We start from the raw sequence: 14,874 nt of genomic DNA on the forward strand, positions 1-14,874 counted from the left end.
TAATAAATTACAATAACTCAATAAATAATAACCCAATAAATTATAATAATTTAATAAATTATAATAGATTTTTTTATTAAATAATTTTTTATTATTATTATAAATGATTGTTTGTTTTATATTGATATTACTATTGATTATATCAACTATTATTATATTAAATTTATCTTACTATTATTTTTATTAATATTACTTATTAACATTATTTTATTAATAATATTTTTATAATATCAATTTATAAATAATATTTTTATTAATATTATTTTTATTAGTATTATTCTTATAATATTAATTCTATTAATATATTAATAATTCTATTAATGTATTAATTCTATTAATATTATATTTATTAATATTAATTATTAACATTATTTTATTAGTATTAATTATATAATATTAAATTTATTAATACTAATCTCATTTATTGCTTTATATTTAATTATATAGAATAATATTTTTGATACTAAAAGAAATAAAAAACAATATTAATGATAATAACTTAATAACAAATAAAAAGGAGAAAAAATTATGGATAATAAATATATAGTATTAATAATTGCAATAGTTATAGTACTAATTGGAGCAGGTGCATATCTTTATGCTAATTCATCTGATCCTGATACTGTTAACATTGGATATTTGCCATCAGATCATCATGCTGCATTGTTAATAGCTGAAGCTGAGAAAAAATATGAATCCAAGGGAGTAAAAGTTAACCTTGTTAAGTTTGATAATGGTGGTAATTTAATGACAGCTATGGCAAATGGTGAAGTTGATGTAGGATATGTAGGTATAACTCCAGCATTATCATCAATATCAAAAGGAGTTCCTGTTAAAATTGTCTCATCTGTTCAAGAGGAAGGAAGTGGAATTGTTGTTCCTGATGATTCAGGTATATCTAATGTATCTGATTTAAAAGATAAAAATGTAGCTACTCCCGATCCAAGTTCAATACAATATATGCTTCTTTTATATGCTCTTAAAGAAGCAAACTTAGATAAAAATGATTTAACAATTTCATCTCTAAAATCTCCACAATTAGTAGATGCTATAAAAACTAAAAAACTTGATGGAATTGTAGCTTTTGAACCATTTGTAACTCAAGCTGTTTTAAATGCTAATGGAACTGAAATTGCTTCTTCTAATGATATTTTACCAGAACACCCATGTTGTGTGATAGTTGCAAGAGAAGATTTTATTACAAATCATGAGGATAAGCTTAAAATAATATTAGATATTCATAATGAAACAACAGAATATATTCTAAAAAGTCCTGAAGAGGCAGCTAGTAAATTACCAGCAGACCAATTTGATGTTAATGTTGAAAAGGTAGCTATGAAAAATATAAAATTCACTTCTGGTTTAAGTGATGATTATAAAAACAAAGTTAAAGACTTTATGGATATAGAAATTGATTTAGGTTTAATAGAAAAAGCTTTAGACATTAATAAAATATTTCAAACTATATAAAGTTAAATATTAAATCAAATATAAAAAATACATAAAAAAGTAAATTAAAAATCATAATTTGATTTTTGATTACTTTTCCTTATTTTCAATATAATAATAGTTAAATTCAAATAAAAATAAACTCAACCAATAAAATTAAGTAATAAAATTAAGTAATATAATAATAAAATTAAAATAATAAAATTTTAATATAAAGTTTTAATAGTCTAAAGAGTAATAAAAATTAATATTAAATATAATAATTTTTAATTTAAATAATGGTTAAGGGTATCTTGAATAAAAAAGTTCTTTCATTAATAATTCCAGTAACTTTAATAATCATATGGTTTTTAATCACAATGGTTTTTAAAGTATTTCCAGATTATATAATACCTACTCCATTAGATGTATTAAATGCTGGATACAGCCTAATAATCACAGGTCAATTACTTGATGACACAATAAATACATTATTTAAGGTTTTATTAGGGATAATATTAGCTACAATAGTAGCTGTTCCATTAGGTCTGATTTTAGGATGGTCTGAAAGATTAGAAGCTATGTCAGAATTAATAGTTAGTATTTTAAGACCTATTCCTCCAGTAGCATGGATACCATTTTCACTTTTATGGTTTGGTATTGGAATAGCTCCAGCAGTGTTTATTATATTTATGGGTTGTATATTTCCTATCCTTGTTTACACAATTGATGGTGTAAAAAGAACCGATAAGGTTTTAATAGAAGCAGGACAAACATTAGGAGCTAATGACTTACAGATACTTAGTAAAGTTATTTTTCCTTCATCTTTTCCAACCATTGTTACAGGATTAAAAGTTGCATTTGGAATTGATTTAATGTGTACAGTTTCTGCTGAGATGGTTGGATCAACATCTGGTTTAGGTCAAATGATTATGACTGCATCTACTTTATCTAATACTGGAGATATCGTTATTGGTATGTTAGCTATTGGTATTATTGGATTAGTATTCGATAGACTTTTTATTCATGCTCAAAGGAAAATATTTTGGTAAGAACATAATAGATTATAAAGCATAATAACTTAGAATTATTTATGAAATTTGGAATATTATGTCAATTAAAATAAAAAACATCAACAAGAAATTCAAAACAAATGAGAAAGAGATTATAGCACTAAACAATATAAATCTCGAAATTGAAGATAATGAGTTAATTTGTATTCTTGGTCCATCTGGCTGTGGAAAGACTACTTTACTTCGTTTAATTGGAGGACTTGAAAAGTCTGAAAGTGGGGAGATAGTAGAAAATGGAGAGTTAGTTGAAAAACCATCGAGAGAACGAGGATTTGTTTTTCAACAATATTCATTATTTCCTTGGTTAAATGTATTAGATAATGTAATGTTTGGTTTAGAGATAGCAGGACATTCAAAAGAGGAAAATATTAGGAGAGCTAAGAAATACTTAGAAGCTGTAGGCTTAGAAGGTGCAGAAGAGTTATATCCTCACGAACTTTCTGGTGGAATGAAACAAAGAGTAGCAATTATAAGGTCTCTTGTTAATAAAACAAAGACGTTGTTAATGGATGAACCTTTTTCAGCTTTAGATATGCAAAATAGACATAAATTACAGGAAGAACTCATTAGAATATGGAATAAAACAAATAATACAATTGTTTTTGTTACTCATGATGTTGATGAAGCTGTTTTTCTTTCAGATAGGATTGTGATTATGAGTAAAGATCCTGGAGAAATAAAAGAAATTTTTGAAAATAATTTACCAAGACCAAGAAAAAGAGAAACAGAAGAATTTATTGAAATTCAAAACTTAGTTATAGAAATACTAGATAGTTAATTATATATTATTAATAATTTCAATAACGTTAATATAAATTATTAATATAAATCATTAAAAATTATATTATATATTAATAAAACATTCAAAATTTATATTAATTTTTCATAAATTTATTATTTTTCATTTTATTCATACTTTTATCTGTTTTTATTTTATATTTCATATTTTTAAGTTTCATACCATATTTACTATAACTTATTTTTTAATTATTATTTACTATAACTTATTTTTTAATTATTTTTTATAGTCAAAATCAAAAACTATTTATATGGTTATATATAATAGTATTTTGTTATTAATATAGCGAGTATTTGCTATTTATATTCATTTAAAACTGATGATAAGGAGTTGATTTTATTAAATATTCAGTAACCGTTATTACTCCATCACATAATCCAAATATTGAATTTTTTAAAAAAACATTTAAATCATTGCGAAATCAGACAATATCTTTTGAAAACATTGAATGGATTATCATTTGTCATAATTGTGAGTATAATTATATTAAAATGATTAAAAACATAGTGAAAGATTATGAAAATGTTCAGATATTTGAACTAAATAATAAAAAGAGAGGTCCTGCAAGTCCAAGGAATTTAGGGCTTAGTAAAGCTAATGGAAAATTTATTTCTTTTCTAGATGATGATGATGAACTTGTTCCAAAAACATTTGAAACCTGTGAAAAATATTTTAAATTGAAAAATCCTGATATTATAAGTTTCAATTATAAAGCTATTGGTTTATCAAAAGAAGGACCGAATTTTAAACCAGTAAATTTTATTTCTGATACGGATGAAGAGTTTTTCATTATTGATAAAACAAACTGGCAAAGTGAAAAGTTTATTTTTGGTTCAGGACTTAATATTACCTCTAAAATTTATAAAAATCATGATTTTATTCAAAAACATAACATTAAATTTGATGAAAGTCTTCTTTTTGCAGAAGATGTTTTATTTAATCTTGATGCAATACATGCTGCCTCAAGAATAACATTTTTAACAAGATTTGAAGGATATTTATATAGAATGCATGAAGGTTCTATGATACACACATTACAAGTTAATTTTCCAGATTTAATACATCGCGCAAATGGATTTAAAAAAATATTTGATAGAGGGTTAAAGTATAATTTTTTTATGAATCAACTAATTATGGATTTAATAGGATTTGAAGCAGTAATGATCTTAAACAACAAAGATTTATCATATAAACAAATTAGATATATTTCTAAAATTTTCAAACCATATATGAAATACATATCAAAAATAAATTCATCAAAGGTATATCCTAAAAACATTTTAATATTTCTTAAAATTTTAATTAAGTTAATAATTGAACAACCCATATCAAGTATTATTATATTGAAAATTATAAAATTATTTAAAATTGATGTTTCTAAAATCTTAGGAAATAAACAATAAAAAGATAATAATTTATAATATAAAGTTTAATAAAAAGATAAATTAATATAAAATTTTAAATTATTATTTAAAAAAGCTATTATTGTGAAAAAATAGCTATCATGAAAAAATAAATGTTTTAAATAGCAATTAAAAAAAAAAAACAATTAATTGTATTAGTTAAATTTTAACTAAATTGATAAAAAATATACATTAACCACCATAAACGATTTGTATAATTTGGACTTCATCTCCCTCTTTAATTATAGCTTCTTCTTCTACTATTTCTCCATTTTTTTTAACAACAGTACTTTCAATAGAAACATCAAGATCATTTAAAACATCTTGAACACAAATTTCTTCAGTAAGTTCCTTGTCTTCTTTTTTATTTTCAAATATTAATGTAAAACTCATAATAACACCTATTTTTTGTTAGATTTGAACTTATAGATAAACCGATATAGATCTATAAATAATATTTTATAATATCATTTGATATAATATTATTTAGATATAATATGATTTAGATTTATAAATATTTTAAATTTATAAATAATTTTATAATTCTATTACATCAAATGATGATAAATCTAAAATATTAAAACTTAAAAGTTTTGGTGAGTAAGTGACTTCACCAACCCCTGTTATTAATTTAAATGCTTCAAAAGCTTCTAAACAACCCACAATATTTGGTGTTGGACCAATAACTGGAGGAACTCCCCTATTTAATGAATTAATATCTTTTATTGTATTTTCATCTAATTCTTTATCGATTGAAGGTAATTGAAACATTTCTTCATAAGTTTTTGTTTCAGGAGTAAAAACAGAAACTTGACCCATTGTCCCATGAATTGCTCCATGAACATAAGGGATTTTGAGTTTTTTAGCAGCCCTACTTACAATTACACGAGTAACTAAATTATCTAATGCATCTAAGACTACATCAGAGTCACCTATGACTTTTTCTACATTTTCTTCATTTAATTCTTCATTAAATGCATTAACTTCAACATAAGGATTTACATTTCTGACTCTTTCTTTTGCAGAATAACTTTTTTCTTTACCTAATGTTTCTAATCCACTGATTAGCTGCCTATTTAGGTTTGAAAGGTCAAAAATATCTTTATCAATTAAATTAATTTTTCCTACACCCATACGAGCTAGTTGTTCAATTAAAGACCCTCCGATTCCTCCACATCCAATTACAGTTACTTCTGCTTCTTTGAATCTAGTTTGTTGGCTTTTTGTTACTATGCTCATTTGACGACTAATAATTTCCCAATATCCCATTCCTATATATCTTGTTGGCATTAAATCACTTTCTTGCTTTATACGATTTATAATTAAAATATTTATCTGAATAGTCTTTATTGTTTATATATAAACTATAAGATAATTAAATATTCATATATAACTTTTATAAATAAATATAATACTATTCAATAATTAATATATTTTTAAACTTATATTCTTTTTAATATTATTATTTTAAATAATTAATAATTTAAATAATTATTAATAATTATTAATAATTAATAATAATTTTTAATAATTTTTTTATAATTATTTTTAATATTCATTATTAATAGCTAAATATCTATTTTTAATAATTATATTATTAATTTTAGTATCTAATTAATTTTAAATTTAGTATTTCATTAATTATATTGATACTATTTTTATTTTTAAGTCATTAATACAATTCTTAGCATTTTTATAACAATAGTTATATTTTTATATTATGACTAACTTATATATAAACATTTTCATGAGAATATTTTATTCTAATATTTGTTCTAATGTTTATTCTAATATTTATTATAATATTTATTATAATATAAAAATAAAGTAAGGATAAAACAAGGAGTTTAAAAAAGATGAATTATGAAAATGACAAGAATGATGATAAATATTCAATAAATCTTTCAAAGGAGATATTAAACTCTATCGAAGCTCCTAAAGATTTAGGGCTACTTAAATGTATTCAATGTGGTATGTGTACATCATTATGTCCTGCTGCTGCACACACTGATTATAATCCTCGTGATCTAATAGCTAAAATCCTTAATAATGATGAAAGTATAATTGAAGATGATAAAATATGGAATTGTTTTTATTGTTATACTTGCCAAAGTGTATGTCCAGTTAAAAATAGTGCTTGTTTAGCTAATCAAGTTATTAGACAAATTGCTATTGATAGAGGAATAGCTAAAGAAAAAATAAAACCATTTGTAACATATGGGGAGACTTTTTTAGATATTGGAATTGGTGGAATGCCTAAAAGCTTTTTCATGGACTTAAACAAGGATATTGATGGTTGGTTAGATTTAAAAACTGATCTTGATAAAATAAGAGAAGAGCTTTCTTTAGGTCCTGTGAAAATGCCTAAAAAATCAATTGAAGAGGTCAATTTATTACTTAAAAAAGCAAAATTTCATAAGAGAATGGAAAAGATGAAAAGTGAGTAATGTGAATGGCTAAATGAAAGTAATTTTTTAAATAAATGTAAAATGACTAAATGAGAGTAATTTCTTAAATAAAAGTAAATTTAAATGAAAAAAAAAATAAAAATTAAATGAATAAAAATTAAATAAATAAAAATTGAACGAATAAAATTAATTAATAATAAATGAGTTGATAATTATGGATAAAATACCTGATAAAAATATTCTACTATTTAAAAGTTGTTTAGTTAGTACTGAATATCCGGGGATTGAATCTTCAACTAAATATATTTTTGATAAATTAAACATTGATTATACTATCGATCATGAACAATCCTGCTGTACAGGCCTTGGTCATTATAGTGATGTTTTTGATCAATTTTCTACAACATTAATAGCTGCTCGTAATTTCAATTTAGCTAAAAATATTGATAAAAAAAATATTGTGACTATGTGTGCAACTTGTTATGCTATAAATAAAAAATCTTCAGAAATATTAAATGAAAATGATGATTTAAGAGAAGAAATTAATTATATTTTTAATGATTGTGGTTTTAATGAATATGAAAAAGGTTCTGTTGATACAGAAAAAAATATTCTCCATGTAGTTGATATTTTATATGATAAAAGAGATGAAATTAGTAAAAATATTGTGCGAGACTTATCAAATATCAAAATAGCTACCCATCATGCATGCCATTATTGTAAAGTGTCTTATGATAATATATTAGATGGATCTAGAAATCCAGTGTTACTTGATGAAATAGTAAAATCTTGTGGTATTGATACAATTGGATGGTATAGTGAAAAAAGAACTACTTGTGGTGCTGGTTTTCGCCAAAGATTTGTTAACAAAGATTTATCATTAGATGTAACTGAAAAAAAACTTTTAGCTTTAAAAGATGAAGATGTGGATATATTAATACACATGTGTCCAAATTGCCATATGCAGTTTGATAGATATCAACCATATATCCAAAAAAAATTAGATTTAGATTTTAAAGTGGTTCATCTAAACATTGCTCAATTTATTGCTTTAATTTTAGGTGCAGATCCATATAAAGTTGTTGGGATTCAAACTCATACTATCCCAATTGAACCATTCATTGAAAAGCTAAATAAAAATGATTCTAAAATTAAGGATAAAGTTGAAGATAGTGAAAATGAAATATCTACATAATCAATTTAAAAATTATTAAATTGTATTATTATTAATATTAGAAAAATATATTTATTAATATTATTAGTATAATTACTATTACTACTAAAACATATTATTACTATTATTAAAATATATTTATTAATATTATTAAAAAGTATTACTATTACTACTAAAATATATTATTATCAGTATCAGTAATATTATTAATTTTTTAATTTTATTTTAATTTAACTTTAAATTTATATAAACCGTAATTATACTGATAATATTTTTTAAATATGAAAAAATATAACAATTGTTAACATTTATATATTATAAAAATTAATAAGATATAATATAGTTATTTAAATATTAAAAAATTATGAAAGAAAATCAATAAAATTTAAAACAATTCACTAGAAGGTGAGCTATTGTCAAAAAGAAGCTTAGATGATATTAATGAAAAAATAAAAAAGGGTGAAGCAAATATATTCACTGCTCAGGAATTAAAAGAAGCTATTAAAAACGAAGAAGATATAAAGTTTGATGATGTTGATGTTGTAACAACTGGTACCTGTGGTATAATGTCTGGTACTGCTGCAATATTTCATATTGGAGTTACAGAACCTGGAGTTTTTCAAAAAGCTAAAAGTGTATATCTTAATGGTGTCCCTGCTTTTCCAGGACCATGTCCTAATGAGCTTTTAGGTTCAATAGATGTTATAGCATATGGAACAGAACATAGTGTAAGAGATCATGAGTATGGTGGAGGATTTTTATTTAAAGATATTTTAAGTGGAAAAGATATTGATGTAGAAGTAGAATCAATAGATGGCCAAAAATTCGAAACTAGTGTAAACATTGAAGATATTCCTAGAGCACAAATAATAGGAGTTAGAATGGCTTTTAGAAATTATACTGCTTTTGTAAATCCTAAAAATGACATTGTCAACTCAATTTTTAATGGAATACCAATGGAAGGAGGTTTAGATCAGCTTTCATTCTCAGGATGTGGTGATTTAAATCCTTTACAAAATGATGTAAGTGGAAATATAATAAAAGAAGGCACTAAAATATTGTTTAATGGAGGTCCTGGAGTAATTTTAGGTTCTGGAACTAGGAGTTCTGATGCTAAACCAAATCTCATGTTAACTGCCGATATGCTTCAAATGTCTTCAGAATATATTGGAGGATTTAAAACTGGAGCTGGACCTGAAATATATGACTCAGTAGCTATACCAATACCTATACTAAATGAAGAAATTTTCAATGATGTTAAAATATTAAACAGTGATATTCCTCTTGTAGTGGCTGATATCCATGGAAGACATTTACCTTTAACAGAAACTAGCTATGATAAAGTTTGGGAAGGATATGATGAGCGACCTACTTTTAATTCAAGTAAGTTTAACAAAGAAGATAATGCTGAAGTTCAAAAATCTTGTCCAACAAATGCAATCAATGATAATGGAACAATTGATCTTGACAAGTGTTTTGGTTGTGGATTATGTGTATATCTTACTAAAAATGACACATACACAATGAATTTAGGTTCAGTTGATGTTGAAATTGAAAATAAAAATCATAATATACCTATTACATGCAGACAATCAGATATTCAAAGAGGTAAAAAGATCTCATCTAAGTTAAAACAATTAATAATTGATAAAGAGTTTGATTTATAAACATACTAATCCAATAATTAAATCAAATAACTTTATTTAATTTTATTTAAATTTATTTAACTTTATTTATTTTTATTTAAATTTGAGGACGACTCATAAATTTTTTTCTTTTTTTTTGAGATTTTGGGTTTATATTTAGTTATTTTTATTTATTTCTTTGTATATTCTTTTTAAATTGTGTGAAATTCCTATTAATTTGGTTTCAGTTTGTGTTCTTTTTATTCCTGTTGTGTTAAATTCAGTGAGTTTTAAATTTCTTTTTATGTTTCCAAATGGCCATTCTACTGTTTTTGATCTTTTTTTGTATATTTTTTGAGCCCATTTTTCTTCCATTTTTCGTTGCATTTTAATTTTAGAAGGATTACCGTAATCTGTTATTGTTTTATATCTGTATTTTCCTGCACATTTTTCTTTTTTCAGGCAATATTTGCAGTTATTTGTCCAATAAACAGTTTTTTTACCATTTTCATATTGTCCTTTTTTATCTAAAATTTGTCCTTCAGGACAAATATATGTATTTTTTTCAACATTGAAAGTAAAATTATCTTTTGAATAAGGTTTTTCGATCTTATTAATGTTTTTTAATTTTCTTGAAAGTTTTCTACTTGATATATAACCATCAAGTTGGTGTTCTTCTAAATATTCCATATTTTCGTCTGTAGAATACCCATTATCAGCTGAAATTTGAGTATTTTTTGGTAATTCTCCAATATTTTCTTCAATTTGAATTATCTGAGGTATTAACTCATTAAAATCTGTTGGATTATTAGATATTCCAATAGATAGCATTATTCCTTTAAAATCATCCACACCAATTTGTAAATTATAATCAAATTCCCACTGACTCTTTTTATTTAACATTCAACGTGTTTCAGGATCATTAACACTAATTGTTTTTTGATTAGATTTTTTCAATTCATCTTCCAAATGGTTAATTTTATTCAAAACTTTTTCATGAGATTTTTTATCTTTAATAGCTTTTTTTAAAAGTTTTTTTGAACTTAATTTAAACTTTGAATCGTTTTTTGATTTTGATGAATCATCAATAAGTTTGTCATAGATTTCATCGAATGATTCTTTATTTATTAGATTTTTAGGGATTTCGTTACCAGATTCATCACCAAGTAACTTATCTTCTTCTTCATCCAATTTAATACTATCTTTTAAAATCTTTTTAAGCATTTCTAATTGTTTTTCATCAGTTATATTGTTAATTGATGCTTTAGCTTTTATTTTTGTCCCATCAATAGCAATATGGTTAATTTTCACTAAACCCTGCTCTTTAGCAACCAAAATAGATTTTTTAAAAGTTTCATCAATTAATTCACTTTCTTCAACTTTAAAACGATTTATTGTTCTAAAATCAGGATTTTGCATTCCAGCAAGATACATATAAGCAATATCAGTCCTTGAACGTCTTTCAACTTCTCTTCCAGATAAACCACCATCAAAAGAACTCATTAAAACTAATCTTAAAAGCATTTTACGAGAATAAGCATGAGCTCCAGCTGTAAAACGATATTTATCATCAATATCTGTAAAATCAATCCTTTCAACAATATTTTGAATCAAATAACAAGGATGATTATCAGGAATTAAATTTTTCAAATCAATCGGAACCAAAAGCTGCTGATCAATCGGATCATCTTTTAAAACCATAAAAAACACAACCTAACAAAAAATATTTCTTAAATATAGATTGTACTTCCTACTATATAAATTTAAAGGAAAAATAAAAGAAAAAAAAGAAAAAATTATGAGTCAACCTCAATTTATTTAATTTTATTTTATTAAATAGATTGAATTTTTAAATTAGTTTTCTTTTAAATGATTTTCAATATAATTTAAATTTTTTAATTTAATCTATAATATTATTACTTTTTCTATATTCAAAATGATGTAAATTATAATATAATTAGAAAATAAATAATTCACTTAATCAAAACATTTATACTATATATTAGCTAAATTAAGTATAATCAAATATTTTGAATTAATTATTATAAATTAAGTATTCTAAAATAAGTATTCTAAAATAAGTATTATTTAACTGAACATTCTAATTATATAAATAAATATTGAATTAATAATTAGTTTTATTTTTGAGATGATTTAATGGATATTATAGGTGCAATTATTTACATTTTTTTATTTATCTTGCTGATGGTGTTTGTTTTCTCAATGGGACTTTTGACGCCGATAATTGGGAAAAAAGATATTATTTCAGTTTTAGCTATTGGATTCGTAGTTGGTTTAGTTGGAGGAACTTTTTTTATATCTCCAATATATCAAGAAATGCCATATGTTGTTGGATCAGTATATGAAACTATTGGTGATACCAATGAAACAATTACTGCAGAATTATCCCCTTCAATAGATGAAAACAGTTTAATTGCTCAATTAAAACAAAAAGAAGGAGTTATATCAGTAGCTAATAAAGGAATTGTTCTTAAAACAGACCCCTTTCCCGAGGATAGGAAAAAAATAATTGAAGAAAAAATACCTATTGTTGATGAAAATTTTAAAAATTTCTCAGTACAGACCGGAGGGTTAATTTCAATAAATTTCACTGGTAATTATGATCCTAGTAAAGCTATCGATACTTTATCAGAATGGTTGATGTATTCAAGTGGAATTAATGTTAAATATTCTTCAGTTATTATACAAATTAATGCTAAATCTAATAGTGTTAATGAAATTACAGACTATTTAGAGTCCAAGAATATTGTTGTTAATTCAATAGATGGTCCTGTACAGAATGCTATAAATAGTACTAAAGAATCTATGATAGATACTAATTACATGATACTAATTTCAGGAATTATAGGAGTTATTGTAGCTGTTATTAGTATATTCTTTGATAATGTTACAGAAGGAATAAGAAGGATTATTATCAAAATCAAAAATAGATGAAATAAATTTAAAAAAGGTTATATATATGAATTCAGCAGTTTTATTTTCTGGAGGAAAGGATAGTACAATGGCTTGTTATGAAGCTATAAAAAATGGTGATAATATTTCATATTTATTATCAATGGAATCTGAAAATGATGAGTCATATATGTTTCATATACCTAATATCCATCTAACTGAATTAATTGCTGAAGCTATGAATATCCCCATTATTAGAGCTAATACAAAAGGTTTAAAAGAAGAAGAACTTGTAGATCTTAAAGAAAACTTAGAAATTCTTAAAAATAAAGGTGTAGAAGCAATTTACACTGGTGCTCTTTTTTCAGTCTATCAGAAATCAAGAATTGATAAAATATGTGAAGATTTAGGATTAAAATCAATTTCACCTCTATGGCATGTTGATGAAGAAGAATATATGAAAAAGATAGTTGATTTAGGGTTTGAAGTGATAATAACTGGAGTTTTTGCTTATGGGCTTGATGAGTCATGGCTTGGTAGAAAAATTGATTATGATGCAATTGATGAATTAAATGAGATTAAAGACAAGTATAAAATAAACATTGCATTTGAAGGTGGAGAAGCAGAAACATTAGTTATTGATGGACCAATTTTTAAAAAAAGAATAGAAATAGAAGATGCTGAAAGGATATGGAATAATGATAATGGAATTTTTCATGTTAAAAAAGCATATTTAGTAGATAAGCAGTGAATAATATAATATTACACTTCTACATTTTTTAATATAATATTTTCTGTATCTATTGGCCATTCAATAGTAACTTTATAATTAATATTTTTTTTAAAATTTATTCTAGAATTAATATTATCTGCATTAAACACAATTTTAATTTGTTTTGAATGATTAAATACATCTAAATCTCCAGTCACTATTCCTTTTTTTAGTACAGAATCATTAGAAAAGATTAAATATGTTTCTTTAGGCATTCCAACATAAAGTATTCTTTTTGATCCAATTCCATCTGAATAAACATCATCGATAGAGTTAGTAATTTTTGAAATTTCTGATTTTGTTTCTAATAATTTTACACTACTAATTGTTGAATCAACAGCTATTTCTGTTAAAGGTAAAGAAATTGAAACAAGAATTAAAATTGATATTAATGATATAAGTAAAGATTCAATAGAAAGTTGTCCTTTTTTATCATTATGAAAATTAGGAAGTTTGAATATTTTCAATATGCTTCTCACAGGGTTTGTGTGCTTAAATAAAATAAGGAAAATTAATAATTTTATATATCTCTCTTCAATTTCTTTTTTAATATTTTTTAAAATCATTTTTATCTCCTTTTTTATTTTCTTATTCTCCAATCTTTATTTTATCATACAGTCTTCTTTTTGCATTGTTTTTTATTATTTCTTGTTTTTTATTTTCTTCCCTTTTATCCCATTAAGGGTATTATATTAATTTAAAGGTCTATGAACTTGTATTAAGCAAATAAATTTATTATTTTAAATAAAATCGATGATAAATCTCCAATAAAAATACTAAAAATAAGCCCTATAAATATTGATGGTGCAAAAGGAAGGCCTAATTTAATGGATACTGTTTTAGAAATCATATTATTATTAAATAATTTTTTAATCAATAGTAAATCTTGTTTTGAAAGTCCTGCAGCAGTTTTTGAAGTTAATATATAATTATTTTTATTCTTTTTAAAACTAATATTATAAAAATTTTTTTCATTTTTAAGATTAAATTTAGTTAGTAAATATTCTAAATTAACATCAGAGGCAATATTGTTTGAATTAAAAGAATTGATTACTAATTTATCAACAATCATTCCTTCTTTGAGATATTCAATTTTAATTTGTTTTTTTGACCCATACTTGACAATTTTTTTAAATTTAAGTAATATTTTACTTGTAAATTTTGAAAGTAAGCTGAAAAATACTCCAAATAATACAACATAAAAAAGATTATCACTTTTAATAATTCCAAATTTAGATAATAAAAAACTAAAAATACATAAATAAAAAAGAATATTATC

At 23.5% G+C, this 14,874-nt stretch carries 15 protein-coding genes; 9 read left to right on the forward strand and 6 right to left on the reverse strand.

Going from position 1 to position 14,874, the window contains the following annotated elements:
• The first annotated feature begins 528 nt into the window (after positions 1 to 528).
• The 4 genes from MBBAR_RS07570 (at position 529) to MBBAR_RS07585 (ending at position 4,703) form a co-directional block, all read left to right on the forward strand.
• Complete coding sequence (locus MBBAR_RS07570; protein ID WP_080460694.1) at positions 529 to 1,470, forward strand: ABC transporter substrate-binding protein; 942 nt, start codon at positions 529 to 531, stop codon at positions 1,468 to 1,470.
• A 272-nt stretch (positions 1,471 to 1,742) separates the two neighbouring features.
• Complete coding sequence (locus MBBAR_RS07575) at positions 1,743 to 2,480, forward strand: ABC transporter permease (RefSeq protein ID WP_080460695.1); 738 nt, start codon at positions 1,743 to 1,745, stop codon at positions 2,478 to 2,480.
• Positions 2,481 to 2,538: 58 nt separating this feature from the next.
• A complete protein-coding gene (locus tag MBBAR_RS07580) occupies positions 2,539 to 3,279 on the forward strand; it encodes an ABC transporter ATP-binding protein (protein WP_080460696.1) in 741 nt (246 codons plus the stop codon).
• Positions 3,280 to 3,659: 380 nt separating this feature from the next.
• Positions 3,660 to 4,703: a glycosyltransferase gene (locus MBBAR_RS07585; protein WP_282956054.1), complete on the forward strand. Its 1,044-nt coding sequence runs from the start codon at positions 3,660 to 3,662 to the stop codon at positions 4,701 to 4,703.
• A gap of 192 nt (positions 4,704 to 4,895) precedes the next feature.
• Here the strand turns inward: MBBAR_RS07585 and MBBAR_RS07590 are convergent, their stop codons facing one another.
• Together MBBAR_RS07590 and MBBAR_RS07595 are read right to left on the reverse strand one after the other, a co-directional pair.
• Complete coding sequence (locus tag MBBAR_RS07590) at positions 4,896 to 5,096, reverse strand: MoaD/ThiS family protein (RefSeq protein WP_042703893.1); 201 nt, start codon at positions 5,094 to 5,096, stop codon at positions 4,896 to 4,898.
• Between the two features lie 144 nt (positions 5,097 to 5,240).
• Complete coding sequence (locus MBBAR_RS07595) at positions 5,241 to 5,993, reverse strand: HesA/MoeB/ThiF family protein (RefSeq protein WP_080460698.1); 753 nt, start codon at positions 5,991 to 5,993, stop codon at positions 5,241 to 5,243.
• Between the two features lie 566 nt (positions 5,994 to 6,559).
• Between MBBAR_RS07595 and hdrC the strand changes: the two genes are divergently transcribed.
• The 3 genes from hdrC to MBBAR_RS07610 all read left to right on the forward strand — a co-directional run bounded on the left by hdrC (position 6,560) and on the right by MBBAR_RS07610 (position 9,952).
• Entirely contained in the window at positions 6,560 to 7,150 is a 591-nt protein-coding gene (hdrC, locus tag MBBAR_RS07600) for a ferredoxin:CoB-CoM heterodisulfide reductase subunit HdrC (RefSeq protein ID WP_080460699.1), read from the forward strand.
• Positions 7,151 to 7,322: 172 nt separating this feature from the next.
• Entirely contained in the window at positions 7,323 to 8,306 is a 984-nt protein-coding gene (gene hdrB, locus MBBAR_RS07605; RefSeq protein ID WP_080460705.1) for a ferredoxin:CoB-CoM heterodisulfide reductase subunit HdrB, read from the forward strand.
• 392 nt (positions 8,307 to 8,698) lie between these two features.
• Complete coding sequence (locus MBBAR_RS07610) at positions 8,699 to 9,952, forward strand: methanogenesis marker 16 metalloprotein (RefSeq protein WP_080460700.1); 1,254 nt, start codon at positions 8,699 to 8,701, stop codon at positions 9,950 to 9,952.
• Between the two features lie 135 nt (positions 9,953 to 10,087).
• On the opposite strand, the gene MBBAR_RS10540 is transcribed toward MBBAR_RS07610, so the two are convergent.
• Both MBBAR_RS10540 and MBBAR_RS10545 read right to left on the reverse strand, forming a co-directional pair.
• Positions 10,088 to 10,813 (reverse strand): transposase, encoded by a 726-nt coding sequence (locus tag MBBAR_RS10540; RefSeq protein WP_249025049.1) that lies wholly within the window; start codon positions 10,811 to 10,813, stop codon positions 10,088 to 10,090.
• The gene (locus MBBAR_RS10545; protein ID WP_249025050.1) at positions 10,814 to 11,611 is read right to left on the reverse strand and encodes a transposase; all 798 of its coding nucleotides are present in this window, start codon (positions 11,609 to 11,611) and stop codon (positions 10,814 to 10,816) included. It lies immediately after the preceding gene.
• A gap of 456 nt (positions 11,612 to 12,067) precedes the next feature.
• On the opposite strand from MBBAR_RS10545, the gene MBBAR_RS07620 reads away from it, so the two are divergent.
• Positions 12,068 to 12,865, forward strand: a complete 798-nt coding sequence (locus MBBAR_RS07620) for a hypothetical protein (protein WP_143746166.1) — start codon at positions 12,068 to 12,070, stop codon at positions 12,863 to 12,865.
• A gap of 25 nt (positions 12,866 to 12,890) precedes the next feature.
• Entirely contained in the window at positions 12,891 to 13,574 is a 684-nt protein-coding gene (locus MBBAR_RS07625; protein WP_080460702.1) for a diphthine--ammonia ligase, read from the forward strand.
• 11 nt (positions 13,575 to 13,585) lie between these two features.
• Here MBBAR_RS07625 and MBBAR_RS07630 read toward each other — a convergent pair whose 3' ends face one another.
• Both MBBAR_RS07630 and MBBAR_RS07635 read right to left on the reverse strand, forming a co-directional pair.
• Positions 13,586 to 14,161, reverse strand: a complete 576-nt coding sequence (locus MBBAR_RS07630; protein ID WP_080460703.1) for a hypothetical protein — start codon at positions 14,159 to 14,161, stop codon at positions 13,586 to 13,588.
• A 152-nt stretch (positions 14,162 to 14,313) separates the two neighbouring features.
• The coding region (locus MBBAR_RS07635; protein ID WP_282956053.1) for an A24 family peptidase C-terminal domain-containing protein at positions 14,314 to 14,874 on the reverse strand (561 nt) is incomplete at its 5' end.

This window comes from Methanobrevibacter arboriphilus JCM 13429 = DSM 1125, assembly GCF_002072215.1.
In the GTDB taxonomy this organism is placed as follows: Archaea; Methanobacteriota; Methanobacteria; order Methanobacteriales; family Methanobacteriaceae; genus Methanobinarius; species Methanobinarius arboriphilicus.